The sequence below is a fragment of the Histidinibacterium lentulum genome, assembly GCF_003789055.1.
Classification (GTDB): Bacteria; Pseudomonadota; Alphaproteobacteria; order Rhodobacterales; family Rhodobacteraceae; genus Oceanicola; species Oceanicola lentulus.
In genome coordinates this window covers 181,343-206,268 of record NZ_ML119083.1, presented here as the reverse complement: position 1 = coordinate 206,268, position 24,926 = coordinate 181,343, and the positions used below count along the sequence as shown (strand labels likewise).

Genomic DNA, 24,926 nt, shown 5'->3' with positions numbered 1-24,926 from the left:
CTCAGGCTCCTTCGCTGTCGCCGCCGTGGCGGGCGAGTGTTTCGGCCTCGGTCAGGCGCGCATGGTCGCCTGCCAGGGCAAAGCTGTCGGGCTTGCGGTCGATGAAGATCTCGCTCTTCAGCTCCAGACCGTTCCCGTCGTCGAACAGGCCGATGGCGACCTCGTAGTCGCCCGTGCCGTCCGCGCCCCTGTCGTGGCGGTACCACAGGGGGCTGCCGCAGGTGCCGCAGTGGCTCCGGCTGGCCCGGGCAGAGGAGCGGAAGGTCACTACCGGCGCCCGCTCGGGCAGCTGCATTGCGTCCTCGGGCACGTTCACGCCGAGGAACGCGCCGCCGGCCCAGCGCTGGCACTGCGTGCAGTGGCAGACGCCGAAGTCACCCAGCCGCGCGGCCTCGAACCGCACCGCCCCGCAGAGGCAGCCGCCCGTCCGCATCAGCGCAGCGCCTCGAGACGCGTCCGCAAGGGCGCGGCGAGAGTGCCGCCCGGCGCGGAAATGTCCTGCACGCCGCAATCGTAGATCGGCGTCGTGGCAAAGAATCCGGGCTCCCCCGGCTCGATCAGCGCCACCGGCGTGTTGTCCCGCTCGTTCGCCACGCTGCCGTCCGGGTTCAGCGAGGCCGTGGCGCCGGGCAGGAACAGCCGGAATTCCTCGGAGACGTAGTTGATCCCCTCCTGCCGGCTCCTGCCGCCCTCGGGCTCGTCCACCTCGGTCGTGTATTCCATGACGAGCAACTCGTGCCCGTCGATCTCCACCGTCTCCCCGGTCAGCACGTCGGCGCCGCGATATCGTGTGACCTCCTCGCCGTTGGTGATCGTGGTGAAATCGTAGGTGTCGATCCCCGTCTCCAGAAGCTCGGTCAGGCTCGCCCGGTCCTCCGGGTCGTCGCCCAGCAGCGTCTGCGTCTGGGTGATCAGGCCCAGGCTCTCGACCCATTCCGTCTCGTAGTTGATGCGGCTGGCAAAGATCGGCCCCTGCTCGACGAAATCGACCCGCCACTGGTCGCCCTCGGGATCGTCCTCGCAGATGTAATGGTTCGACAGCATGCAGCCCCTCTGCTGCACCGTCAGGAACCCCTCGCAGCCCTCGGGCGGCGTCCAGGTCTGCGCGGCGAGGGGGGCGGCCAGAAGACACATCGGGATCGTCAGGCGGATCATGGGCGGAACTCCAGTTTCGACATCATCAGCCCGCAGTCGTACTTCGGATTGGCGGACAGGAAACCGGGCTCTCCCGGAAAAATGAACTCGACCGGCGACTCGTCGCTCTGCCAGGTCTCGTCCGGCGTCGTGATCGTCGAGGTGCCCGAGATGAACATGCGGAAATCCTCGGAAATCCACTCGTTCCCCTTCGAGCGCCATTCCTCCTCGCCCTCCGGCCCGTAGGCCCGGATCGAATACTCCGTCTGGCGCAGCGTCACCCCGTCGATCACCTCCGTGACGCCCGTCAGCGCATCGCGTCCGACATAGCGCGTCGGCCCGATCTCGTCCGACAGCGTGACGAAATCGTAGGTATCCTCTCCCGTCGCCAGAAGCTCGCTGAACGAGGCCGGGTCCGCGGGGCTCTCCTCCAGCCGCTCGGAATGGCCGGTGTTCGGAAACCAGCTCTCGATCCACTGCGTCTCCGCGTCGATCGCCCCGGCGTAGAGAACGCCCTCCTCGCCGAGGTCCACCCGCCGCTGAACCCCCTCGGCATCGCCCGTGCAGGTGAAATGATGGCTCACCGTGCACTCGCGGCTCTGGATCGTGACATAGGCCTCGCAGCCCTCGGGCAGGACAAAGGTCTCCTGCGCCGCGACGGGCGCGGCGAGGAGGGCAAGGACGGGAAACAGACGGGCTGATCTCACGGCTGGGTCTCCAATGACGACAGGATCGCCTGACACTCATATCGCGGTTCCGCCGCCATGAACCCCTCTTCCTCAGGGTAGATGAACGCCACCGGAGAGGCGTCCTCCGCCCGCGCCATGTTCGCCGGGTCCCAGCTCTCGCCGAGGAAGAACATCCGGTGCCGCTCCGACACGAACTGCCGCCCTTCCAGCGAATAGAGCACGCGCCCCTCCGGATCGGTGACCGAGAACCCGAAGGACGTGGTCGCCAGCGGCTCGCCGTCGATCACCGTCTCCCCGGTGATCCGGTCGAACCCCTCATAGCGCAGCGGGACGCTGCCGTCGTCGGGCACCACCGTGAAATCGTAGGTGTCGAACCCCGTCCCGAACAGCTCCGACAGGCTCGCCGGATCGGGCGAGGGGGTCTCCATCGTCCGCACCTGGGACGGAGAGAAGTACCAGGTCGTCAGCCACTGGAACTCGGCGTCCACCTGCTTGACCTGGATCGGCCCCTCCTCGTCGAAGAGCGCCACCCACTGCAGCCCCTCCGCGTCGCCCGCGCAGGTCCAGACATTGGTCACGAGGCAGGACCGGTGCTGCACGGTCAGCACGCCCTCGCACCCCTCGGGCAGGCCGAACGCCTGCGCGGCCGCCTGCGGCGCGGCGGGCAGGGCGGCGAGCGCCCCGAGGGTGAGAAGACGAACCGTCAGCATCGCTGTCCTTTCAGACTTCCGCCCGGCATGGCCGCGGGCGGGTCCATTCTCTTTCGGTGCACGTCCGGTGCACGCCCTGTGCACAGGTTCGCGCGGCCTACTCCGCCGCCACCTGAGCGCCCTGGCTCAGGTACTCCAGCATCGCGTCGGCGGCGTCCCGCCCGTCGCGGATCGCCCAGACGACAAGGCTCGCGCCCCGCACGATGTCGCCCGCGGCATAGACGCCGGGCAGACTCGTCGCGCCGGTGGTGAACTCCGCCTTGATCGTGCCCCAGCGCGTGACCTCGAGGCCCTCGACACCCCAGAGTTTCGGCAGGTCCTCGGGCTCGAACCCGAGCGCCTTGATCACCAGATCCGCCTCCTCGACATAGTCCGACCCGTCGATCAGCTCGGGCGCCTGCCGCCCCGTCGCATCGGGCGCACCCAGCCGCATCTTCTGGACCATGACGCCCGCGACCTTGCCCTCGGCCGGGCCCTCGACCGCGACGCCCTTCACCGCGCCCGCATGGCCGCCCCCGGCGGTGAAGCCCTTGGGAGAGGACAGCCAGACGAACTCGACGCCCTCCTCCTCGGCATTGGCCACCTCGCGCTGGCTTCCCGGCATGTTCGCCCGGTCCCGCCGGTAGAGGCACTTCACGCTGGTCGCGCCCTGGCGCACCGCGGTGCGCACGCAGTCCATCGCCGTGTCGCCGCCGCCGATCACGACGACGCTCTTGCCATTCGCGTTGAGCTCGCCGCTCTCGTATTCCGGCACGCTGTCGCCGAAATTGGCGACCCGGTTGGACGCCGTCAGATAGTCGATGGCCCGCACGATGCCTGCGCTGCCCGATCCCGGGCCCTGCAGGTCGCGGCTCTTGTAGACGCCCGTGGCGACGAGCACCGCGTCATGCGCGCCCCGGATCTCGTCAAAGCCGATGTCAACGCCCACGGTGCAGTTCAGCCGGAAGGTGACGCCGCCTTCCTCGAGCTGCGCCATGCGCTTCATCACCACGTCCTTCTCGAGCTTGAAGCCGGGGATGCCATAGGTCATCAGCCCGCCGCCCCGGTCGTAGCGGTCATAGACGGTCACCTGCACGCCCGCGCGCCGCAGCCGGTCGGCCGCGGCAAGCCCGCCCGGTCCCGCGCCGATGATGCCCACGCTCTCGGTCCGCTCCTGCGCCGGCCTGATCGGCTTCACCCAGCCTTCGTCCCAGGCGGTGTCGGTGATGTACTTCTCCACCGCGCCGATGGTGACCGTGCCGTGGCCCGACTGCTCGATGACGCAGTTGCCCTCGCACAGGCGGTCCTGCGGGCAGATGCGGCCGCAGATCTCGGGGAATGTGTTGGTCTCCTGGCTGACCTCGTAGGCCTCCTGCAGGCGGCCCTCGGCGGTCAGGCGCAGCCAGTCGGGGATGTTGTTGTGCAGCGGGCAATGGGTCTGGCAGTAGGGCACGCCGCACTGGCTGCAGCGCCCGGCCTGCTCCGCCGCCTTCTCCCGCGCGTACTCCGCGTAGATCTCATGGAAATCTTCCCGCCGCAGGTTGGGCGGACGCTTGTCCGGCATGTCGCGCTCGACCGTCACGAACTTCAGCATTTTCTGAGACGCCATCGGCTGAGCCTCCCTCGGAACTCCGACTGAAGCGCGGAGATACTCCGATCCCGGCGCAAAGAAAAGTCATTACTACTGACCTAAACCGAGAAAACTGCGCCCGCCCGACGTGCTTCGTTCATCGTTCGATCAAAAATTAGGACCGGATGCATCCCTATATCCACCCTTTCGCGCGCCAGCGCCGCGGATAGTGTCCCGCAAGTCCGATTCGCGAGGCCCGCCGATGCCCCTCTTCCAGTTGATCCTCGTGGCGGTCATCCAGGGGATCACCGAATTCCTGCCGGTCTCCTCCTCCGGCCACCTGATCCTCTTCCCGCTTCTCACGGGCCTCACCGACCAGGGCCTCGCCATCGACGTCGCCGTCCATGTCGGCACCCTCGGGGCGGTGATCCTCTACTTCCGGTCAGACGTGTCGAAGGCCGTCATCGGGCTGGGCCGCCTTCTTCGCGGCAAGATCGACACCCAGGGTGCCTTCCTCGCGCTCTGCCTCGTGATCTCCACGATTCCCGTCGTCATCGCCGGCCTGATCATCAAGGTGACCGGCCTCGACGAAGCCATGCGCTCCGTCGCCGTGATCGGCTGGACCATGCTGATCTTCGGCATCGTCCTCTACTGGGCCGACCAGACCGGCCCCGAGACCCGCACCGATGCGCAATGGACCATGAAGCACGCGCTGATCATGGGCCTGTGGCAGATGCTTGCCCTGATCCCGGGGACCTCGCGCTCCGGCATCACGATCACCGGCGCGCGGCAGCTGGGCTATGACCGCCGGTCCGGCGCGAAACTGGCGATGCTCATGTCGATCCCGACGATCCTCGCCTCGGGCTCCCTGCTGACCGTCGACGTGGTGGCGGAGGGCGACATGGCTCTCCTGCGCGCCGGCGCCATCGCCGCCGTCTTCGCCTTCGCCGCGGCCCTCGCGGCTCTGGCGGTGATGATGCGGCTCCTGCGCTCGGTCAGCTTCACGCCCTATGTCGTCTATCGCTGTGCGCTGGGTGTGGTGCTGCTCTGGATCGCCTACAGCTGAAGCACCCGCAGGCTGCCCGTCCACGCGCACCAGACCGTCTGCGGACGCACTGCAGAAATGCCCGAACAATTCATGACCGCCCCGTCCCGAAACCCCGTTGCGTCGTTATATAAAAGAAATCAAATACTTGACCATGCGTCCACGCGTGGACGCTCAGGAGAACCCCGCCCGGCCCGACCCGCCCTTCAGGTTCTGGGCCGAGGCCTTCACCGCGCTGTACTGCCCCGAGGGACGGAACCGCCACAGGTATTCCGGAAGGATCGCCTCCATCGCGGCCGGCTGGATCCCCAGCTCGGCGAATCCCTTCGCTCCCTCCGACACCACGTTGTCCCGCCGGAGCTGCCGGACCTGGTCGCCCGTGATCGGCCCCTTCACCATGCCGAAGGTCACCTTCCCCAGCACGGCGAACACCCCCGCCGCCAGGCGCGCCATCCAGAACGGCATGGCGAAGATCCAGCGCCGCCGCTGGATCACCCTCAGCATCAGCTCCATCAGCTCCCGGAACGTGTCCACGTCGGGCCCGCCCAGCTCGTAGGTCCCCGCGGGCGCCTTGCCCACGACCGCCAGTTCCGCGGCCGCGGCCACGTCCTCGACATAGACCGGCTGGAACCTCGTGTCCGGTCCCACCAGCGGCACCACCGGCCCCGGCATCCCCGCGAACCGGTTGAAGAAGCTGTCCCCCGGCCCGAACACGATCGACGGGCGCAGAATCACAGCGTCCGCCATGTGCCGCCTGACGGCCTCTTCGCCCTCGCCCTTCGTGCGCGCATAGACGCTGTCGGACGCAGGGTCCGCCCCGATCGCCGAGATCTGCACCATCCGCGCCACGCCCAGCTCCGCCGCGATCCGCGCGATCCGCTCCGCCCCGTCCGACTGCACGGCCTGGAACGTGTTCTTGCCGCGCTCGTCCAGCACGCCGACGCAGTTCACGACCACATCCGCCCCGCGAAGGACGGCGCGCACGCTCTCGTCGTCGCGGATATTGCAGAACACCGGCTCGACCTGCCCGACCACACCGTAGGGCCGCACGAAGCCCGCGTCGTTCGGGTTGCGGACAGCAACCCGGATGCGCCAGCCGGCCTTGGCCAGCCGCCGCGCGATATGCCGGCCGACGAAGCCGGAGCCGCCGAAGATGGTGACGAGCTTGGACATGGGCGCCTCCTGACGGATCGCGCCGGGTCTACCGCCGCCCCAACCGTCACACAAGGCGCATATGGCCGCGCGACAGCCGTTGACACCCTTCCCGGACAGTCCTAATGCAGCCCCCGCACCTGTGCCCAGGTGGCGGAATTGGTAGACGCGCTGGTTTCAGGTACCAGTGACTTCGGTCGTGGAGGTTCGAGTCCTCTCCTGGGCACCACTACCCCACCCGACATTGATCGACCGTCCGCTTGCTTATGCAGCAGGAGCGGACGCGACCGCAGGGGCAGGTGCCTCCGAGCACTCGGTACTCCGAAGGAAACGAACGCCGCGAACCGCAGGAGCGGCGTGCCTCGCCTCTCCCTTGCCCGGCCTCAGACCAGCAGGCGGGCATGGTCTCGCGTGCCGGATCCCCGGAGTGACCTGACGGCCCCGGGGCGCTGCAGGCTTGAGGCATCGGCGCCAAGCTGTCAGCATGGCCCCAGTTGTCGCGTCTCGGCGCGACCCAAAAAAACGACCAACGGGGAAATCATCATGACACATCTGTTCAAGTCGACCAGGACCGTCCTGCTGGGCGGCGCCGCCCTCGCGCTCGCCGCGACGGCGCTCAACGCCGAAACCCTGCGATGGGCCCGTGTGGCCGACGCGCTGACGATGGATCCGCATTCCCAGAACGAGGGGCCGACCAGCACCTTCCTGCACCACGTCTACGAAACGCTGGTCAGCCGCGAGCTCGACGGCAGCCTGGCGCCGCGTCTGGCAACGGACTGGATGATCGACCCCGAGGATCCGACCGTCTGGATCTTCGAGCTCCGCGAGGGGGTCACCTTCCACAACGGCAACGCCTTCACCGCCGAGGACGTGGTGTTCAGCCTTGAGCGGGTCCGCAAGGAATCCTCGGACTTCAAGGGTCTGCACGCCAATGTCGTGGGCGCCGAAGCGGTCGATGACTACACGGTCCGGGTGCAGATGGACGGGCCGTCGCCGCTCTATCCGCAGAACCTGACGAACTTCTTCATCATGGATAGCGACTGGGCCGAGGAGAACGGCGCAGAGACGCCGCAGGACTATGCCGCGGGCGAAGAGGCTTTCACCGTGCGCAATGCCATGGGCACCGGTCCCTACCAGCTCGCCTCGCGCGATCCCGAGGTCCGCTCGGTCCTGCAGCATTTCGAGGGTCACTGGGACGAGACGCCCGAGGTGACGGAAATCATCTACACGCCGATCACCGAGGACGCGACGCGGATCGCCGCGCTTCTGTCCGGCGAGGTCGATTTCGTGCAGGACGTGCCGGTGCAGGACATCGCGCGGCTGGAGCAGACCGAGGGGATCACGGTCACCACCGGCCCCGAGAACCGCACGATCTTCTTCGCCTACGACATGGGGTCGGAGGACCTCCGCTCGGCCAGCGTGGAGGGCAACCCCTTCGCCGATCCGCTGGTGCGCGAGGCGATGCATCTCGCCCTCGACCGCGACGCGATCCAGCAGGTCGTGATGCGCGGCCAGTCGGTGCCCGGCGCCCAGAACGTGCCGCCCTTCGTGAACGGCTGGGATGCGGAGCTCGACGCCTACGGGCCGCCCGACCCGGAGCGCGCGCGCGAGCTGATGGCCGAGGCGGGCTATGCGGACGGCTTCTCCGTCGATCTCAACTGCCCCAACGACCGCTATCTGAACGACGAGGCGATCTGCCAGGCCTTCGTCGGGATGCTGGGGCAGATCGGCATTGACGCCAACCTGGTGTCGCAGTCGCGCAGCCTGCACTTCCCGTTGATCCAGAACGATGAGTCGGACTTCTACCTGCTCGGCTGGGGCGTGCCGCCTTTCGACAGCCAGTATGTCTTCGACTTCCTCGTGCACAGCACCGAGGGCGCGCGCGGCGGCTGGAACGGCTCGAACTACTCCGACCCGGAACTCGACGCCAAGATCCAGTCGCTGGCCACCGAAACCGACCTCGAGGCCCGTGACGCGACCATCGCCGAGATCTGGCAGCAGGTGCAGGAGGACCGGGTCTTCCTGATGGTTCACAACCAGGTCCTCGCCTATGCGGCCCGGGATGGCGTGAACGTCGACGTCGACCCCGAGAACCAGCCGTCGATGACCCGGGTCACCTTCGACTGAGGCAAAGGCGGCCGCGCCTCCTGTCCGGGGCGCGGCCGCACCGTCTTTCCCCCCGATGCTGGCGTTCATCCTCAGGCGCATTGCGCAGTCGGTCGTCGTGATGCTCGTCGTCGCGCTGATCTCGTTCACCCTATTCCGCTTCGTCGGCGATCCGGTCGCCAGCATCGTGGGGCAGGAGACGAGCGTGGCCGACCGCGAAGCCCTGCGTGAGCGGCTCGGTCTGAACGACCCGGTCCTCGTGCAGTTCGCGGGCTACGTGTCGCGTGCGCTGCAGGGGGATTTCGGGATCTCCTACCGCCTGCAGCAGCCCGTGGGCGAGCTGATCCTCTCGCGCCTGCCCGCGACGCTGGAGCTGGCGCTCATCTCGGGCTTCTTCGCCTTCGTCTTCGGCGTGGCCTTCGGGGTCTATACCGCGCTCAATCGCCGGGGCTGGCTGTCGAACACCATCATGACCGTGTCTCTGATCGGCGTGTCGCTGCCCACATTCCTGATCGGCGTCCTGCTGATCTGGGTCTTCGCCGTCGAACTGCAGTGGCTGCCATCCTTCGGCCGGGGCGAGGTCGTGGACCTCGGCTGGTGGCGCACGGGCCTTCTGACGCCCTCGGGCCGGGCCTCGCTGATCCTGCCTGCGATCACCCTTGGACTCTACCAGATGACGCTGATCATGCGCCTTGTCCGGGCCGAGATGCTGGAGGTGCTGCGCGCCGACTACATCAAGTTCGCGCGCGCCCGGGGCCTCTCGAACCGGGTCGTCCATTTCGGCCATGCGCTGAAGAACACGCTGGTTCCGGTCATCACCATCACCGGGCTGCAGCTCGGCTCGATCATCGCCTTTTCCATCATCACCGAAACGGTGTTCCAGTGGCCGGGCGTCGGCGCACTCTTCATCCAGTCGGTGCAGTTCGTGGATGTGCCTGTCATGGCCGCCTACCTCATGCTGATCGCGCTCGTCTTCGTGATCATCAACCTCATCGTCGACCTCCTCTATTTCGCCGTCGATCCGCGCCTGCGGGTCGAGCGGACGCCGGCCCGCGCATGAACCGTCTCGCGCGCCTCTGGGACAGCGATATCGCCTGGTCCTTCCGTCATTCGCCGGTGGCGATCGTGGCCGCCGTGGTGGCGGTCGGCATGATCTTCGCCGCGATCTTCGCGCCGTGGATCGCACCTTCCGATCCTTTTCATCCCGCGAGCCTGAACCTCATGGACGGGTTCACTCCCCCGGGAACGCCGAATGCCTTTACCGGGAATACCTTCCTTCTCGGGACCGACGACCAGGGGCGGGATATCCTGTCGACCATCCTCTACGGCGCGCGGATCTCGCTTTTCGTGGGCTTCGCCTCGGTGATCTTCGCCATGGTCCTCGGCATCTCCCTGGGCCTTTTGGCGGCGTGGAAGGGCGGCTGGGTCGGCACGCTGGTGATGCGGATCGCCGATGTGCAGCTCTCGTTTCCGTCGATCCTGATCGCCCTGCTGATCTTCGGCGTGGCGCGGGGGTTCATCCCTCCGGGCCAGCGAGAACAGGCGGCGATCTGGGTGCTGATCCTGTCCATCGGGCTGAGCGAATGGGTGCAATACGCGCGCGTGGTGCGCGGCGCCACGATGGTGGAGATGGGTCGCGAATACGTGCAGGCCGCCAAGGTCATCGGCGTCCACCCGGTGCGGATCGTTCTGCAGCACATCCTGCCGAACGTCATGGGGCCGGTCCTTGTGATCGCCACGATCGGTCTGGCGCTCGCCATCATCGCCGAGGCGACGCTGTCCTTCCTCGGCGTCGGCGTGCCGCCGACCCAGCCGTCGCTGGGCACGCTGATCCGCATCGGCCAGCAGTTCCTTTTCTCGGGCGAGTGGTGGATCCTCTTCTTCCCGGCCATGGCGCTGCTGGCGCTGGCGCTGTCGGTGAACCTGCTCGGCGACTGGCTGCGCGACGTGCTGAACCCGAGGCTCAGATGACCGCTCCGCTCCTGTCCGTCCGCGACCTCGTGGTCGAGTTTCCCACCCGGCGCGGCACGCTGCGCGCCCTCGACGGCGTGTCCTTTGACATCGGCGCGGGCGAAGTGCTGGGCATGGTGGGCGAAAGCGGCGCAGGCAAGAGCCTGACCGGCGCGTCCATCATCGGCCTGCTGGAGCCTCCCGGCCGGATCGCGGGCGGCGAGATCCGGCTGAAGGGGGAGCGGATCGACAATCTCAGCCCCGAGGCGATGCGCCGGGTCCGGGGGCGGCGTATCGGCATGGTGTTCCAGGATCCGCTGACCAGCCTCAATCCGCTCTACACGGTCTCGCGCCAGCTGACCCAGACGATCCTGACCCACATGAGCGTGAGCGAGGCCGAGGCGCGCAAACGGGCGGTGGCCCTTCTCGACCGCGTGGGCATCCCGGCAGCGGCGCGGCGGATCGACGACTACCCGCACCAGTTCTCCGGGGGAATGCGGCAGCGCGTGGTGATTGCGCTGGCGCTCTGCGCCGAGCCCGAACTGGTGATCGCCGACGAGCCCACCACCGCGCTCGACGTGTCGGTGCAGGCGCAGATCATCGACCTGATCAAGGAAATCTGCGCCGAGCGCGGCGCCTCGGTGCTGCTGATCACCCACGACATGGGCGTGATCGCCGAGACCGCCGACCGGGTGGCCGTCCTGTATGCCGGGCGGCTGGCGGAGGTGGGACCGGTGCGGCAGGTCATCACCGCTGCCGATCATCCCTACACCAAGGGGCTCATGGGCTCGATCCCCACGCTGACGCAGGAAAGCGACCGTCTGGTGCAGATTCCCGGCGCAATGCCGCGGCTCGACGCGATCCCGCCGGGCTGCGCCTTCAATCCGCGCTGCCCCGAGGTGTTCGACCGCTGCCGGGTGGATCGGCCGGTGCCGCTCGACCGTGGGGAAGGCCGGAAAGTGGCGTGCTGGCTCTACGACACCCGGACGAAGGAGGCCGTCAATGACTGAGCCGCTGTTGCAGGTGAAAGGGCTCGGCCGCCGCTTCGACGTCTCGCGCCCCTGGCTGAACCGCGTGCTCGAGCGCGAGGAGCGGCAGTTCCTCACCGCCGTGGCCGATGTGAACATCACCATCGCCCGGGGCGAGACCTTCGCACTCGTCGGCGAAAGCGGCTCGGGCAAGTCGACCATCGCCAAGATGATCGTGGGCCTGCTGCCGCCCACCTCCGGCGAGATCCGCTTCGACGGCAAGCTTCTGAACGGCACCGACGGCGCGACGATGCGTGCGCTCAGGCGGCGGTTCCAGATGATCTTCCAGGATCCCTTCGCCAGCCTCAATCCGCGCTGGCGCGTGGGCGACATCATTGCGGAACCGATCCACCATTTCGGCCTGCTGAAAGGGGCCGCGGTCGAGGCACGGGTGGGTGAACTCCTCGATACCGTGGGTCTCTCGGCCAAGGACGGCGGAAAGTACCCGCACGAGTTCTCCGGCGGCCAGCGCCAACGCATCGCCATCGCACGCGCGCTGTCCACGAATCCGGAATTCATCGTCTGCGACGAGCCCACCTCGGCCCTCGATGTCAGCGTGCAGGCCCAGATCCTGAACCTCATGCGCGACCTTCAGGACAAGATGGGCCTGACCTATCTCTTCATCAGCCACGACTTGTCGGTGGTGCGCCACATGGCGACCCGCGTGGGCGTGCTTTATCTCGGGCGGCTGGTGGAGACTGCGGAGGGCAAGACGTTGTTCCGCGAGCCCGAGCATCCCTACACGCGAATGCTGCTGGAGGCGGTGCCCGACCTCGCGCTGTCGGGACAGCGCCGCCAGCGGGTGGAGGGGGAGATCCCCAATCCGATCTCGCCGCCGCCCGGATGCAGCTTTCACCCCCGCTGCCCGCTGGTGATGGATCGTTGCCGCCGCGAGGCCCCGGACATGCGGCCGACGCGCGGCGGCGAGGCGGCTTGCTTCGCGGTGGAGCCCGTGACCGCCTGAGGTCCGGAGACGCTCCGCTCGGGGCCTTTCAAAGATCGAATGTCGCGAACACCGGCGCATGATCCGAAGGCTGCGTCCAGCCACGGGCGGCACGCAGGATGCGGCTTGAATGGGCCGCGGCAGCGATGTCGGGCGTGGCCCAGACGTGATCGAGCCTGCGCCCCTTGTCGGCGGCGTCCCAGTCCGGAGACCGGTAGGACCACCACGAATAGAGCAGCCCCTCGGGAATGTCCGCGCGCGTGACGTCGATCCAGCCGCCGGCGTCCTGGGCCTGGGCGAGGTGCTCCACCTCGATGGGCGTATGGCTGACGATCTTCAGCAACTGCTTGTGGTTCCAGACGTCGTCCTCGCGCGGGGCGATGTTGAGATCGCCCACGAGGATCGCCCGTTCCGGCCGGTCCGCGTGAAACGCGTCGCGCATCGCCGTCAGGTAGTCGAGCTTCTGGCCGAATTTCACGTTCACCTCGCGATCCGGCGTGTCGCCGCCGGCCGGCACGTAGAAATTGTGGATGACCACGCCGTTCTCCAGCCGGGCCGCCACATGTCGCGCGTGGCCGAGGCCCGCATGATCCGCGGCCCCCGCTTCCTCCAGCGGCAGCTTCGACAGGATGGCGACGCCGTTGTACCCCTTCTGCCCGCGCGCGACGTACCAAGGATAGCCCAGCGCAGCGAAGGCCTCGAGCGGCATCTTCTCCACCGGGGCCTTGCACTCCTGCAGGCACAGGATGTCGGGCGCTTCCTCGCGCAGGAGGCGCGTCACCAGCGCTTCGCGCAGTCGAACCGAATTGATGTTCCAGGTGGCGAGGGTGAATGGCATCGGCGGGTCGCTTTCTTGGGCAGGTGTTGCGGCGGGGCGTCCATGACCAGACGGATGGGTCCTAAGCCGTGCGGGCCAGGGGGTCCAGCGTACCCGTTGCGCGCGTGCGCGCCATCCGGCGACCGTTAAACCGTCGCCCCTATGGTGCGCTGGCCTTTGAGCCCGACGGAGCGCACGCCATGCCGACCGATTCGACAGACCACCTCGCCCTGCCCCTGCTGCTACCCGGACAGGCGCAGAAACATGTCACCGTGAACGAGGCGCTCTCGCGGCTCGATGCCGTGGTCCAGCTGAGCGTCCTTTCCCGCGCCCTCTCCGCCCCGCCCTCCGCGCCCGTACCCGGTGACCGCTACATCGTCGCCGGTGGCGCCAGCGGCACATGGTCGGGTATGGACGGCCACCTGGCCGTGGCCGAGGCCGGGGGAGGCTGGCTGTTTCTCGCCCCAGCCGCAGGCTGGCGGGCCTGGGTTGCGGACGAGGAGAGGGGCGTGCTCCATGACGGCGCGGAATGGCGCGCCGATGCCGCCATCTCGGCGGATCGTCTGGGCATCAATGCCACGGCCTCCGAGACCGAGCGACTGGCCGTCGCGGCCGAGACGAGCCTGTTCACCCATGACGGCGGCGGGCACCGGATGAAGCTCAACAAGGCCGCAGGCGGCGATACGGCGAGTCTCCTGTTCCAGACCGGTTGGTCCGGCCGGGCCGAGATCGGAACGGCAGGAAGCGACGATCTCTCGATCAAGGTCTCGGGCAGCGGTTCCGGCTGGCTGACCGCGCTGACGGCCGAGGCGGCGAGCGGCTCCGTCGCCATCGGCTTTGCCCTTCGGCTTCCGGTCCACGCCGCCGCCACGCTGCCCGACCCCGCCGTGGCCGGGGCCGGTGCGCTGGTTTGTCTCGCCACGGACGGCCCGGTCTGGAGCGACGGCACCCTCTGGCGCCGCTGCCGCGACAATACGCAGGTCTGACGAAAGCCGCGGCCAATCGTTGCCCGGATGGCGCACCCGGTGTGCGCCTGGGGCGGACGGGGTTCTAGCGGCGGCGCTGTCCGGCTAAGGTCCGGTGCGATCCGGAAAGGTGCGCGCACCGCGGTGTGCGGAACCCCGGCGACCCGACCGAAGAGACCGCCGTGCTGAGCTTCCTCCTTCGACTCGTGACATCCCTGTCCCGCGGGCAGAAGCAGATGGCGCTACTGGCCATCGACGTCGCGCTGGTGCTTCCGGCGCTGGCGCTGACGCTGTGGCTCCAGGACGGCAGCGAGGGCCTCGCGCGGCTGGCGCAGGGGACCAGCGAAACGCTCCTCCTCGTGGCCATCATGATCGGCGCCGCGACGATCTATTCGCAGCTCCTCGACATGCCGCGGATTCAGCTCAAGGCCTTCGAGCAGAACGCGATCCTGCGAACCGCCGCCTATGCCGCGATGGTGGGCCTGACCGGCGGCCTGGCCCTGCCGATCCTGCAGGCGGGCGTGCCCTCCACCTCGACCTTCGTCCTCTTCTCGATGACGCTGATGGTGCTGACCACGGCGATGAAGCTTACGCTCAAGGCCTTCCTGATCCAGATCTACCTCCGCGGAATGCGGCGCCAGCGCGTGCTGATCTACGGCGCCGGCAAGACCGGGGTGCAGCTCGCCGCGGCGCTGAAAACCGACGACACGGTCCTGCCCGTGGCCTTCATCGACGACAACCCGACCCTTCAGAACATGACGGTCGCGGGCCTGCCGGTGCATCCTCCGCTGCGGCTTGAGCACATGATCCGCGAGATGCAGATCGACCGGGTGCTGCTGGCCATGCCCTCCATCGGCCGGCCGCAACAGGCGCGGCTCGCTGCCCGACTCAAGAGCTACGGCTGCGACGTGCGGACCCTGCCGTCCTTCGCCACGCTGGTGGGCGAGGGGGGGCTGCTCGACCGGATCCAGCCGATCGACCCCGATGTCTATCTGAACCGCGAAGGGTTCGACTGCGATTTCGACCGCATCCGCGACCTCTACCGCGGCAAGTCGGTCATGGTCACCGGGGCGGGCGGATCCATCGGCTCGGAGCTCTGCCGCCAGGTGCTGGCCTGCCGTCCGTCGCGGCTGGTTCTCTATGAAATCTCCGAACATGCGCTCTACCAGATCGAGCGGGAGCTTCGGGATCTCGGGTTCGACACCGATCTCGTGGTGCGCTTGGGCTCGGTGACCGACGAGGCGCTCGTCGCCCAGGTCATGGCCGAACACGAGGTGCGCATCGTCCTCCATGCCGCCGCCTACAAGCATGTGCCCATGGTCGAGACGAATCCCCTGGTCGGGCTCTCGAACAACGTTCTCGGCACCCGCATCCTCGCGGAGGCCGCCGAGGCCGCCGGAGTGGAGCTCTTCATCCTCGTCTCCACCGACAAGGCCGTCCGGCCGACCAACGTCATGGGCGCCTCGAAGCGGCTGGCGGAGTTGATCATCCAGGATCTCGCCAACCGGACGCAGGGCACGCGCTATTCCATGGTCCGGTTCGGCAACGTGCTCGGGTCCTCCGGGTCGGTGCTGCCGCTCTTCCAGGAACAGATCTCCCGCGGCGGCCCCGTCACCCTGACCGACCCCGAGGTGACGCGCTACTTCATGACCATCGGCGAGGCGAGCCGGCTGGTGCTCCTCGCCGGGCATTATGCCGAGGGCGGGGACGTCTTCGTTCTCGACATGGGCAAGCCGGTCGCGATCCGCGACCTCGCGCGCCAGATGATCGAGGTCGCGGGCTACCGCGTGCGCGACGAGGCGACGCCGGATGGGGATATCGAGATCGTCGTGACCGGGTTGCGTCCGGGCGAGAAACTGCACGAGGAACTCCTGATCGGCACCGCTTCGGAACGCACACCTCATCCCAAGATCCTGCGCGCGCACGAGGCGCATCTGTCGCAGATCGAGGTGGCGACCGCGCTCCGCGATCTGCGCGCCTCCATCGAGGCGGGCGATCCCGATGCCGCCCGGCAGGTTCTGGTGCGCTGGGTCGACGGTTATGCCGGCGGCACCGCGGTCACCACCGCCATTCCCGAACTGCCTCTGCCCCGGGACGGTGCGGGCAGGAGGCTCTCCGGCCCGGCGTCGCCCGGGCGCTGACATCACCTTGATCGCTCGAATTGAAGCGAAGCGCCTTGGCGTGACCATCCCCCGTCCCAGTTGAGGCTGCGCTCTCGCGCCATTCCGTCCCCGAGGTATCGGGCAGGCGGAGTGCGGAATGGCCGGAGCGACGGTTGTTCACCTGGCCATGCTGGCAGGTGGCACGGGCAGTGACAGGGCGGCGATCGGGGATGTCCTTCTGGTCGGGGTCTCCGGTCGGCTCATGCTCTACACCACCAGCCGGCCCGGTGGCGCGGGCGTCGTCGCCTATGACCTCGGCCCGCTGTCCTCTCCCTCCGGAGGTCTGCCGAACAGGCTCGCGGCCCGGGATCTGCCCGGCGATCCGGTTCCGGGACTCCCGGGGCGGCTCCTGTTCGAGGACACCGGCCCGGACAGGCTTCTCGCCACGGGCTCGAGCGCCCAGCCACTCGCGCGCCTGACCCTCGACGGTTCCGGTCGTCCGGGCGCGCCGGTGGCGATGGGGCAGGGCACGGCCGGCATCGACAGGCTGGAGACGGCGGATACGATTGCGGGCCGCCTTCTGTTCGGGGCCTCGCCGCTGCGCGACCGCCTCGACATCTGGACCCTCGACAACTCGGGAACGCCAGGATCCCACCGGACGGGACCACCGGTCTCCGGTCCCCTCGCGGGCCTTGCCGTGACGGACCTCGCGGGTGCGGCTCATGTGATCGTGGCAACGGGTGGTGCGGACACGCTCCAGGTGTTCCGCGTCACGCCCTCCGGGTCGCTCTCGCTCACGGACCGTGTCGCGATGGTCGGGGGGCCGGGCATCGCCGCCCCCGGCGACGTGGTGACCCTGATCGAAAGCGGGGTGACCTACGTCGTGGTTGCCGGGCGCGGCACCGGAACCCTCAGCGTCTTCGAGTTGTCCGACGACGGCCGGATGCGCCTGACGGATCACCTGCTCGACTCCCTCGACACGAGGTTCGCGGGTGCCCCCCATCTCGAGACGGCCACCATCGGCGGCGTCCCCTACCTGATCGCCGCAGGGACAGATAGCGGCTTCAGTCTCTTCAGGCTCCTGCCCGAGGGACGGCTCCTGCACCTCCGGACCGTCGAGGACCGGCTCGACACGGCGCTGCAGCACGTCGACGCGATCAGCGCGGAGGCGGTCGGGGGCGCCATCGAGATCGTGACCGCGAGCAGTTTCGAGAACGGTCTGAGTCGGTTCCGCTACAGCCCCGATCCGGTCGGCGTGACCCGGCAGGCCGGTGACACAGGTCAGACCCTGACCGGCGGAGCGGCGGCGGATCTGCTGATCGGCGGTGCGGGCGCCGATGTGCTGCGCGGACAGGGAGGCAGCGACATCCTGATCGACGGGCTCGGGTCCGACACGTTGATCGGCGGTCCCGGCGCCGACATCTTCGTCCTGGCCAACGACGGGGAGACCGACCGGATCGAGGATTTCCAGCCGGGCCTCGACCGCCTCGACCTGTCCGCCTGGCCCTTCCTGCGGTCTGCCGGGCAGCTGACGGCAACGCCTGTCGCGGGCGGCATCGAGCTGCGCTACATCGACGAGTTGCTGGTGATCCGGAGCGCCGGAGGCGGGCCGCTGTCGCTGGCCGATGTCGCCGGACGTGGAGTGATCGGACCGAACCGATTCGACCCCGGCTGGTCCATGGACCTCATCTCCCGCGCCGGCGAGGCGCAAACGAGCGGATGGCCTCCGGTCTCCGGATGGGAAGACCGGACTCACTGGTGGCAGGTGGACACCGGTCCGAATGGCCCGCCGGCCTATATCGATCCGTTCATACCGAGCTGGCCCAGCTTTCATGAGTTCGTCGGAAACGGCGGCGGAAGTGGCGGAGGCGGAAGCGGTGGCGGGAGCGGCGGTGGAGGCGGAAGCGGAGCGGGCAGGGGATCCGGGGGTGGGGGAAACGGGTCCGGGCCGACCTCGGGCAACGATATCCTGACCGGCACACCCCGCAACGACACGCTCAGCGGCTGGGCCGGAAACGACAGGCTGATGCTGTTGTCCGGCGCGGACGTCGGCTATGGCAACTCGGGCAACGACACGATCGAGGGGCTGGGAGGGTTCGACACGCTCTACGGCGGCCCCGGCAACGACGTGCTCTTCGGCGGCGCCGGAAATGATCGTCTCTTCGGAAACGAGGGCGCCGACCGGCTGGTCGGCGGGATCGGATGGGACACCATGTTCGGCGGCTCCGGTAACGATCGTCTGCAGGCGCTCGACGGGTTCGACACGCTCTTCGGCGGGACCGGCAACGATCGGCTCTGGGGCAACAACGGCAATGACAGGATCTGGGGCGACAGCCACGACGATATCCTTGACGGCGGCCTCGGCCTCGACCGGCTCTGGGGCGGGACCGGCGACGACAGGCTCTGGGGCAAGGCGGGTCCCGACCAGCTCTGGGGCGGACCGGGGGACGACCGTCTCTGGGGCAACTCCGGCTTCGACCGCCTGTCCGGCGGCAGCGGCAACGACCGGCTTTTCGGCGGGCAGGCCGATGATGTCCTCCTTGGCGATTCCGGCAACGATGTCCTGCAAGGCGACAGCGGTCGCGACACCCTCTACGGTGGCCCCGGCAACGACACGCTCTACGGGAATTCCGGGTCCGATGTCCTGAACGGAGGTTCCGGAAACGATCTGCTCTTCGGCGGTCAGATGGCGGACCGCTTCGTCTTCTCGTCCGGCAGGGACCGCATCGCCGATTTCGAGGATGACGTGGACACGCTCCTCTTTTCCGCCGGCCTGTGGGGCGGCGGCGCACGGCCGCTCTCCTGGATCATGGATCAGGCCCGCGCCACGCCCGGCGGCACGGTGTTCACCTTCGGCAACGACAGCGTCACGATAACGGGTCTTTCGCCGGGTGCCCTGTCCGATGACATCGGACTGGCCTGACGCTCAGAGCTCGAGGAAATCCCGGTAGTAGCGGCGAAGGAAGAGCAGCCCGATGGTCCCGAGGATGAGAGCCACGAGGAAGACGTACATCACGTCCACATAGGCGGCCTCGTAGCTGTAGTAGAAGGCGTGTCGCATCAGCCCGGCTATGTGGACGATGGGGTTCCACATCAGCCAGCTGCGGAACGGCTCGGGGATCTCGTCCACGAGGAAGATGATGTTCGACACGATTACGAGCGGCCGGTTGAAGACCGACCAGACGGTGTGCCAGATCGCCCATCGCGTCATGAGAACGGAGTTCATTAGTCCCACGCCCAGCGCCAACACCGCTGCCATCGAATAGGCAAGCAGGATCATGGGCAGGTTCAGAATGGTCTGTGTCTCGAACACCATCAGGATGCCGGTCAGCAGCAGGTAACCTACCAGAAGCTGCGTCAGCGTCGCGAGAATGAACCGCGCGAGGATCGCGTCGATGAAGGTCACGCGCGGGTAGTTCAGAAGCTGCCGCGACTGGTTGATCGCCTGCGCCACCGCCGTCGAGACGTTGATATAGAGGAAGAACGGCAGAAGGCCGGTGGCGTAGAAGATCGGGAAGTTGGTCCCGAGCGGCGGAGAGCGGAAACCGACCGAGAAGATCGCGGCCATCAGCGCCACGCCGAGCGCTGGCTCCAGCACGGCCCAGATGTAGCCGCCGGGGGACCGGCCATAGGTCGCGGACATCTCACGGAGGATCAGCGCGACGATCGACCGGACGGACGCGAAGCGCGGCGGCCGGACCGGCTTCAGGTTACGCAGGACCTCGTCCATGTTCGGGCTGTCGGTCATCGGCGGATACGCTGCGTCCGTCTCTCTCGTTGCGGCGTCGGCCGCGTCCGGCAAACCGTCTAGCACCGATGCCCGTGAACGAGAAGCGTGGAGCGTTCACAGTTTCACATGCTGCGCCTTCAGGAGCGACAGGTCTTGCGCCCTCCTCGCCACCATGATGGATGACCGGGGGAACGAGGACTACGATACATGATCCGCCAGATAAGGGCCCTTTTCGCGCGCTACGCGACGGTCAAGCTGGCCCGGCGGGTCCGGTCGCGCCAGCTTGTCGATACGGCGGGCACATTGGTGGGCTACCTCGAGAGCATCCGGATAGAACAGGGCGAATTGCGCGTCGAGGGCTGGGCGCGCGCCTCGCGTGTCACGCTCTTCGCAGGCGGCGACGAGGTCGAGACGACGCCCCTGAAGCGCCGCGAGGACGTCTCCGGAAAGACGGGCAGCGAGGCCGAGGTCGGGTTCTTCGTGGCGCTCCCCTGCTCCTACTACACGCTGTGCGAGCCGCGCCGCATGGGCCTCGTGGCCGAGCCGCGCGTCGGTGGCCGTCAGATCCTGTCCGTGATCTTTCCGCGTCGCCGTCTGCGCCTTGCCGCCATCCTGTCGCTGGCGCCCGGCTTCGTGTTCTATTCCGCAAGCGCGCTTCCGGCCGCGATCGGCTGGTTCGTCACCGGCGACCCGCGCTATCGCAAGCGGATCAAGGACCGTCTGCGGCTGCAGCTCGCGCCCCGCGCGGGTCGCCTGACCCCCGAGGTCTTCGCCGATGCCGGGGCAGGGAGTACTCCCGACCGGCTGCCGGGAGACGATCCTGTCACCATCATCGTTCCGATCTACAACGCCTTCGATCTCCTCGCCGAGATGCTAGCGCGCGTGTCCCGCCACACCACCCGCAGGACGCGGCTGATCCTGGTCGACGACGGCTCCTCCGACGCGCGGGTTCGCCCTTTCCTGCGCGACTGGGCAGCGGGGCCCGAAGCGGCGCGGCTCGACCGTGTCGATCTTCTGGAGAACGCGGAGAACCTGGGATTTATCGGATCCGTGAACCGCGGTTTCGCCCTGGCGCTGGCGGAGGGGGCCGGCCCGGTCGTTCTCCTGAACTCCGATGCCTTCCTGCCCGAAGGATGGGACGAACGGCTCCTTGCTCCGCTGGCCGACAGCGCGGTCGCCAGCGTCACCGCGATGTCCAACGATGCCGAGATCTTCTCGGTCCCGTCGATCTGCGTGCAGACACCCATTGCGCCGGGTCAGGGCGATGCCATCGACGCCGTGGCGCGCGGGCTCACGGGCACGGCGGTGCTGGCCGAGGCGCCGACCGGCGTCGGCTTCTGCATGGCGATCTCGCGGGAGTGGCTGGCCAAGGAGCCCGCTTTCGACACGGTGTTCGGCCGGGGCTATGGCGAAGAAGTGGACTGGTGCCAGAAGATCCGCGCGAGGGGCGGGCGGCACCTCGGCCATGGCGGCGTCTTCGTGGAGCATCGCGGCGGTCAGAGCTTCGGCTCCCAAGAGAAGCTGGAACGGGTTGCGCGCAACAACGCCATCGTCTCGTCCCGCTATCCCCCCTATGACCGCGAGGTCCAGGACTTCATCGCCGCGGATCCCCTCCTGACCTGCCGAATGGCGCTGGCGCTTGGCTGGGCCGCCTCGATCCCGGAACAGCCGCGGCTGCCGGTCTACCTCGCCCATACGATGGGGGGCGGTGCCGAAAGCTACCTCATGGCGCAGATCGCCGCCGATCTCGCCGACGGCCGGCCCTCAACCGTCCTGCGCGTCGGCGGACCTACCCGCTGGGACCTGGGCGTCCATACGCCCGCCGGCGTGCTGCGCGGCATGACCGACCGCACGGAGCTCGTGCGCGATCTCCTCGCGCTCATGCCCGCCCGGGAGGTCGTCTATTCCTGCGGCGTCGGCGACGACAATCCGATCGAACTGCCCGACCTTCTCGCCGACCTCGCCTCGGGTCCGGAAGACCGGGCGCGCGTGCTCTTTCACGACTTCTTTCCGCTTTCGCCCTCCTACACGCTCCTCGATGCGGACGGGCGCTACCGGGGGCCGCTCTCGGGGCCGCGCAGCGATCGCGCCCATCTCTACCGCCGTCCTGACGGCAGCCTCGCCTCGCTGGAGGACTGGCAGGGCGCATGGCGGCGCTTTGCCGACCTCGCCACCGAACTGCGGGTGTTCTCCGAGGACAGCGCGATGCAGGTGGCCGCGGTCTGGCCGCACCTGGCGGAACGCATCTCCGTCCGCCCCCACGCGATGCCGCCGCCCCGGCCCGTCGAGCCGCCGCCGCCCGGCTCCAAGCCCGTGATCGGCGTCCTGGGCAACATCGGGGTGCAGAAGGGGGCCGCGGTCGTTCAGGCCCTTGCGCGCCGCGGCGACGTCAGCCTCGTGATCGTCGGCAACATCGACCCGGCCTATGCGCTGCCCGGATCGGTCAAGGTGACCGGAACCTACAAGCCTTCCGACATCCCGAACCTCGCGACGCTGAACCGCATCACGCACTGGCTGATCCCGTCGATCTGGCCGGAGACCTTTTCCTACACGACCCACGAAGCCATCGCGACCGGCCTGCCGGTCATGGCCTTCGACCTCGGCGCTCAAGGTGCGGCCGTACGCGATGCGCCCAACGGCCTGGTCCTGCCTTTCGGCGACGGAGAGGTCGCCACTCTCGCAGACCAGGTCCGCCGCGCAGTGGATCGCGCCGAGTTGCCATAATTCCCGGCCGATTTCCGCAAAGCCGAACCGGTATCAGCGCAATTCTGCCACTCCGCTCCTGCAAGCCATGACCTCCCGAGGCGTCGGGGCCGGGGCCCTGCGCCACTTCACGAAGCTGCCTTCCGGGGAATCGCGCCGGAAAACGGAAGTGGGTCAAGATGAGCATTGCATCGAAACTCGAGCGTTACGTCGTCAAACTGGTGAACGAGGAGCGCGTGTCCCGCGGTCTCGATCCCGTCCGGATCGAGGTGAACCTGAATCGCTCGGCGGAAATCCACAGCCAGTGGATGCTGGACGCGGACGTCTTCTCACATACCGGGGCGGGCGGCTCCACCCATGACGAGCGGATCCGCGACGCCGGGTTCGACATGTCGAAATCCTGGCGCACGGGCGAGAACCTCGGCATCCAGTCCGTCGGAGGACCGGCGGGATATTACGACGAACTCGACGCGATCCACGAGGGCTGGATGAACAGCCCGGGGCACAAGGCGAACATCCTCGGGAACTACGATCTGATCGGCGTGGGTGTCGTGATCGGCGCCTATACAACGGGGGGCACGACCTACACGACGGTCGCCGCCACCCAGAACTTCGGCTGGACAACCGGACAGGTCGATCTCGATCCCGGCCTCGGTCTCACGGCGTCGCAAACAGCCTCGAAAACCGCCCCGCCGCCCGGCAACCAGATCCTCAAGGGCAATGCCACGGCCGATATCCTCAAGGGCGGTGCGGGTCACGACGTGCTGAAGGGGTTCGGCGGCAACGATGTCCTGAAGGGCGGTGCCGGCAACGACGCCCTGATCGGCGGCGGCGGTTCGGACGCGCTGGTGGGCGGCGCCGGCAATGACCGGGGCTTCGGCGGCGCCGGCGACGACAAGGTGCTCGGCAACGCGGGGAATGATTTCCTGCAGGGCCAGGGCGGAAGCGACCTGTTGAACGGTGGCGGCGGCGACGATGCGCTCATCGGCGGCGGCGGCGACGACACCCTGATCGGCGGTGCCGGCGACGACAAGCTCCTGGGCGGCGGTCGCAACGATGTCCTGAACGGCGGTCCGGGCAACGATATCCTGCAGGGCCATGCCGGCGCGGACAGACTCTATGGCGGCGGCGGCGACGACCTTCTGATCGGCGGCGGTGGCAAGGACCGGCTCGACGGCGGCGGCGGGAATGACAAGCTCGTTGGTGGAGGCAACGCCGACACGTTCGTCTTCGGAAAATTCTACGGAAACGACACGATCCTCGACTTCGAGAATGCCGACCTGATCGAGTTCCACCGGTCGCTGTGGTCGGGATCGGCCAGGTCCCTCGTCGATGCGGCCAGGGTGACCGGCGACGGCGTGCTCTTCGAATTCGGCGGCGACTCGCTTCTGCTGCTGGGGGTCCGGAACACCGACGGCCTCGAGGACAACATCTCCTTCATCTGACGCATCCTTCTCGCCGGGGGCCGATGGACAACGCCGTCGGCATCGGAAACAACTCGCCGGCATGAGGACCACCGTCACGCTTTCCATCGAAGACCTCGGGCGCAGGGGAATCGAAGTGCTGCCGCGCGGAGGCCCGGAGATCACGCTGCCGACGCATACCGTCCTGGAGGCGCCGTCGAGCCTGAAATGGACGGGCTACGATCATTCGGTCGAGCTCGGCGCCTTCTCCTACCAGGTCTCGGGCTATGCCTTCGCGGTTCGCGTCGGCCGCTACTGCTCGTTCGGCGAGGATGTCCAGATCGGGCGCCAGAACCACCCGATCGCATGGGCCTCCTCTTCTCCCGCGTTCTATCTCGGCGGCCCGCGGCTGTTCGGGCTGGAGGGCGGTTTCGAGGGCGCGGAGCAGTTCTCGGACTACCGGTTCAAGCTGAAGAACCGGCCCCCCACCAAACTCCGGATCACGACGATCGGCAACGACGTCTGGATCGGGCACGGCGCCTATATCTGCGCCGGGGTGACCATCGGCGATGGCGCCATCGTCGCGGCCCGTTCCGTGGTCAGCCGCGATGTCCCGCCCTATGCCATCGTCGCGGGCAACCCCGCACGGGTCAAGCGCAGCCGCCTGCCCGAGGAGCTTGCCGACCGCATGCAGCGGAGCCGCTGGTGGCGATTCGCCCCGTGGCAGCTGACCCACCTCGACCCCTCGGACCCGGAACCCTTCGTGACGGGCGTCGAGCGGATGGAGGATGTCGAACCGTTCCGCCCGGACGTCATCGACCTTCGGTCCGGTCAACCGGGATGAACGCCCAGGTCGCGGGCAGGCCGCGGCGACGGCCTGCCGGCTCCCGTTCCCGCGGG

General features: G+C 68.0%; 20 protein-coding genes and 1 tRNA gene. 13 read left to right on the top strand and 8 right to left on the bottom strand.

The features are described 5' to 3' along the window. Position 1: 1 nt before the first annotated feature. The 5 genes from EAT49_RS06860 to EAT49_RS06840 form a co-directional block, all read right to left on the bottom strand. Positions 2–433: a GFA family protein gene (locus tag EAT49_RS06860; protein WP_123641560.1), complete on the bottom strand. Its 432-nt coding sequence runs from the start codon at positions 431–433 to the stop codon at positions 2–4. Next, positions 433–1,155, bottom strand: coding sequence for a hypothetical protein (locus EAT49_RS06855; RefSeq protein WP_123641559.1), 723 nt, complete (start codon positions 1,153–1,155; stop codon positions 433–435). The genes EAT49_RS06860 and EAT49_RS06855 overlap by 1 nt, the downstream gene beginning before the upstream one ends. Further along, positions 1,152–1,841: a hypothetical protein gene (locus EAT49_RS06850; protein WP_185020686.1), complete on the bottom strand. Its 690-nt coding sequence runs from the start codon at positions 1,839–1,841 to the stop codon at positions 1,152–1,154. Before EAT49_RS06850 ends, EAT49_RS06855 begins: the two co-directional genes overlap by 4 nt. Further along, on the bottom strand, positions 1,838–2,533 hold the full coding sequence (locus EAT49_RS06845) for a hypothetical protein (RefSeq protein WP_123641558.1): 696 nt from the start codon (positions 2,531–2,533) through the stop codon (positions 1,838–1,840). The genes EAT49_RS06850 and EAT49_RS06845 overlap by 4 nt, the downstream gene beginning before the upstream one ends. A 97-nt stretch (positions 2,534–2,630) precedes the next feature. After that, a complete protein-coding gene (locus EAT49_RS06840; protein ID WP_123641557.1) occupies positions 2,631–4,121 on the bottom strand; it encodes an NAD(P)-dependent oxidoreductase in 1,491 nt (496 codons plus the stop codon). Between the two features lie 223 nt (positions 4,122–4,344). On the opposite strand from EAT49_RS06840, the gene EAT49_RS06835 reads away from it, so the two are divergent. Then, positions 4,345–5,148 carry an undecaprenyl-diphosphate phosphatase gene (locus tag EAT49_RS06835; protein WP_123641556.1) on the top strand — a complete coding sequence of 268 codons (804 nt, stop codon included), beginning with the start codon at positions 4,345–4,347 and terminating at the stop codon, positions 5,146–5,148. A 153-nt stretch (positions 5,149–5,301) separates the two neighbouring features. On the opposite strand, the gene EAT49_RS06830 is transcribed toward EAT49_RS06835, so the two are convergent. After that, the gene (locus EAT49_RS06830; RefSeq protein ID WP_123641555.1) at positions 5,302–6,300 is read right to left on the bottom strand and encodes a complex I NDUFA9 subunit family protein; all 999 of its coding nucleotides are present in this window, start codon (positions 6,298–6,300) and stop codon (positions 5,302–5,304) included. Positions 6,301–6,423: 123 nt separating this feature from the next. Here EAT49_RS06830 and EAT49_RS06825 point away from each other — a divergent pair. From EAT49_RS06825 to EAT49_RS06800, 6 genes are all read left to right on the top strand, one after another. Continuing rightward, positions 6,424–6,508 (top strand) — tRNA-Leu (locus EAT49_RS06825). Positions 6,509–6,822: 314 nt separating this feature from the next. Further along, on the top strand, positions 6,823–8,406 hold the full coding sequence (locus EAT49_RS06820) for an ABC transporter substrate-binding protein (RefSeq protein ID WP_123641554.1): 1,584 nt from the start codon (positions 6,823–6,825) through the stop codon (positions 8,404–8,406). A gap of 55 nt (positions 8,407–8,461) precedes the next feature. After that, positions 8,462–9,445: an ABC transporter permease gene (locus tag EAT49_RS06815; RefSeq protein ID WP_123641553.1), complete on the top strand. Its 984-nt coding sequence runs from the start codon at positions 8,462–8,464 to the stop codon at positions 9,443–9,445. Beyond that, a complete protein-coding gene (locus tag EAT49_RS06810) occupies positions 9,442–10,356 on the top strand; it encodes an ABC transporter permease (RefSeq protein ID WP_123641552.1) in 915 nt (304 codons plus the stop codon). Before EAT49_RS06815 ends, EAT49_RS06810 begins: the two co-directional genes overlap by 4 nt. Next, entirely contained in the window at positions 10,353–11,345 is a 993-nt protein-coding gene (locus EAT49_RS06805; protein WP_123641551.1) for an ABC transporter ATP-binding protein, read from the top strand. The genes EAT49_RS06810 and EAT49_RS06805 overlap by 4 nt, the downstream gene beginning before the upstream one ends. Further along, positions 11,338–12,327: an ABC transporter ATP-binding protein gene (locus EAT49_RS06800; protein WP_123641550.1), complete on the top strand. Its 990-nt coding sequence runs from the start codon at positions 11,338–11,340 to the stop codon at positions 12,325–12,327. Before EAT49_RS06805 ends, EAT49_RS06800 begins: the two co-directional genes overlap by 8 nt. Positions 12,328–12,355: 28 nt before the next feature. On the opposite strand, the gene EAT49_RS06795 is transcribed toward EAT49_RS06800, so the two are convergent. After that, on the bottom strand, positions 12,356–13,144 hold the full coding sequence (locus EAT49_RS06795; protein WP_123641549.1) for an exodeoxyribonuclease III: 789 nt from the start codon (positions 13,142–13,144) through the stop codon (positions 12,356–12,358). 179 nt (positions 13,145–13,323) lie between these two features. On the opposite strand from EAT49_RS06795, the gene EAT49_RS06790 reads away from it, so the two are divergent. The 3 genes from EAT49_RS06790 (at position 13,324) to EAT49_RS06780 (ending at position 19,113) form a co-directional block, all read left to right on the top strand. After that, positions 13,324–14,109 (top strand): DUF2793 domain-containing protein, encoded by a 786-nt coding sequence (locus EAT49_RS06790; protein ID WP_123641548.1) that lies wholly within the window; start codon positions 13,324–13,326, stop codon positions 14,107–14,109. Between the two features lie 161 nt (positions 14,110–14,270). Beyond that, positions 14,271–16,229 carry a polysaccharide biosynthesis protein gene (locus tag EAT49_RS06785; protein WP_425459513.1) on the top strand — a complete coding sequence of 653 codons (1,959 nt, stop codon included), beginning with the start codon at positions 14,271–14,273 and terminating at the stop codon, positions 16,227–16,229. A 118-nt stretch (positions 16,230–16,347) separates the two neighbouring features. Continuing rightward, positions 16,348–19,113, top strand: a complete 2,766-nt coding sequence (locus EAT49_RS06780) for a calcium-binding protein (protein WP_123641547.1) — start codon at positions 16,348–16,350, stop codon at positions 19,111–19,113. 3 nt (positions 19,114–19,116) lie between these two features. Here EAT49_RS06780 and EAT49_RS06775 read toward each other — a convergent pair whose 3' ends face one another. Then, positions 19,117–19,938: an ABC transporter permease gene (locus EAT49_RS06775; protein WP_246003779.1), complete on the bottom strand. Its 822-nt coding sequence runs from the start codon at positions 19,936–19,938 to the stop codon at positions 19,117–19,119. A 189-nt stretch (positions 19,939–20,127) separates the two neighbouring features. Between EAT49_RS06775 and EAT49_RS06770 the strand changes: the two genes are divergently transcribed. From EAT49_RS06770 to EAT49_RS06760, 3 genes are all read left to right on the top strand, one after another. Beyond that, positions 20,128–22,644: a glycosyltransferase gene (locus EAT49_RS06770; protein ID WP_123641546.1), complete on the top strand. Its 2,517-nt coding sequence runs from the start codon at positions 20,128–20,130 to the stop codon at positions 22,642–22,644. Positions 22,645–22,802: 158 nt separating this feature from the next. After that, the gene (locus EAT49_RS06765) at positions 22,803–24,068 is read left to right on the top strand and encodes a CAP domain-containing protein (protein WP_246003778.1); all 1,266 of its coding nucleotides are present in this window, start codon (positions 22,803–22,805) and stop codon (positions 24,066–24,068) included. A gap of 61 nt (positions 24,069–24,129) precedes the next feature. Then, positions 24,130–24,870: a CatB-related O-acetyltransferase gene (locus tag EAT49_RS06760; RefSeq protein WP_123641545.1), complete on the top strand. Its 741-nt coding sequence runs from the start codon at positions 24,130–24,132 to the stop codon at positions 24,868–24,870. The last annotated feature ends 56 nt before the right edge of the window (positions 24,871–24,926 follow it).

Bases quoted from the DNA above. Each gene is read 5' to 3' on its own strand.
- EAT49_RS06860 (WP_123641560.1), bottom strand. From the start codon at position 433: ATGCGGACGGGCGGCTGCCTCTGCGGGGCGGTGCGGTTCGAGGCCGCG.
- EAT49_RS06815 (WP_123641553.1), top strand. From the start codon at position 8,462: ATGCTGGCGTTCATCCTCAGGCGCATTGCGCAGTCGGTCGTCGTGATG.
- EAT49_RS06845 (WP_123641558.1), bottom strand. From the start codon at position 2,533: ATGCTGACGGTTCGTCTTCTCACCCTCGGGGCGCTCGCCGCCCTGCCC.
- EAT49_RS06765 (WP_246003778.1), top strand. From the start codon at position 22,803: ATGAGCATTGCATCGAAACTCGAGCGTTACGTCGTCAAACTGGTGAAC.
- EAT49_RS06770 (WP_123641546.1), top strand. From the start codon at position 20,128: ATGATCCGCCAGATAAGGGCCCTTTTCGCGCGCTACGCGACGGTCAAG.
- EAT49_RS06780 (WP_123641547.1), top strand. From the start codon at position 16,348: ATGGCCGGAGCGACGGTTGTTCACCTGGCCATGCTGGCAGGTGGCACG.
- EAT49_RS06820 (WP_123641554.1), top strand. From the start codon at position 6,823: ATGACACATCTGTTCAAGTCGACCAGGACCGTCCTGCTGGGCGGCGCC.
- EAT49_RS06810 (WP_123641552.1), top strand. From the start codon at position 9,442: ATGAACCGTCTCGCGCGCCTCTGGGACAGCGATATCGCCTGGTCCTTC.
- EAT49_RS06790 (WP_123641548.1), top strand. From the start codon at position 13,324: ATGCCGACCGATTCGACAGACCACCTCGCCCTGCCCCTGCTGCTACCC.
- EAT49_RS06800 (WP_123641550.1), top strand. From the start codon at position 11,338: ATGACTGAGCCGCTGTTGCAGGTGAAAGGGCTCGGCCGCCGCTTCGAC.
- EAT49_RS06775 (WP_246003779.1), bottom strand. From the start codon at position 19,938: ATGACCGACAGCCCGAACATGGACGAGGTCCTGCGTAACCTGAAGCCG.
- EAT49_RS06760 (WP_123641545.1), top strand. From the start codon at position 24,130: ATGAGGACCACCGTCACGCTTTCCATCGAAGACCTCGGGCGCAGGGGA.
- EAT49_RS06805 (WP_123641551.1), top strand. From the start codon at position 10,353: ATGACCGCTCCGCTCCTGTCCGTCCGCGACCTCGTGGTCGAGTTTCCC.
- EAT49_RS06835 (WP_123641556.1), top strand. From the start codon at position 4,345: ATGCCCCTCTTCCAGTTGATCCTCGTGGCGGTCATCCAGGGGATCACC.
- EAT49_RS06830 (WP_123641555.1), bottom strand. From the start codon at position 6,300: ATGTCCAAGCTCGTCACCATCTTCGGCGGCTCCGGCTTCGTCGGCCGG.
- EAT49_RS06840 (WP_123641557.1), bottom strand. From the start codon at position 4,121: ATGGCGTCTCAGAAAATGCTGAAGTTCGTGACGGTCGAGCGCGACATG.
- EAT49_RS06795 (WP_123641549.1), bottom strand. From the start codon at position 13,144: ATGCCATTCACCCTCGCCACCTGGAACATCAATTCGGTTCGACTGCGC.
- EAT49_RS06855 (WP_123641559.1), bottom strand. From the start codon at position 1,155: ATGATCCGCCTGACGATCCCGATGTGTCTTCTGGCCGCCCCCCTCGCC.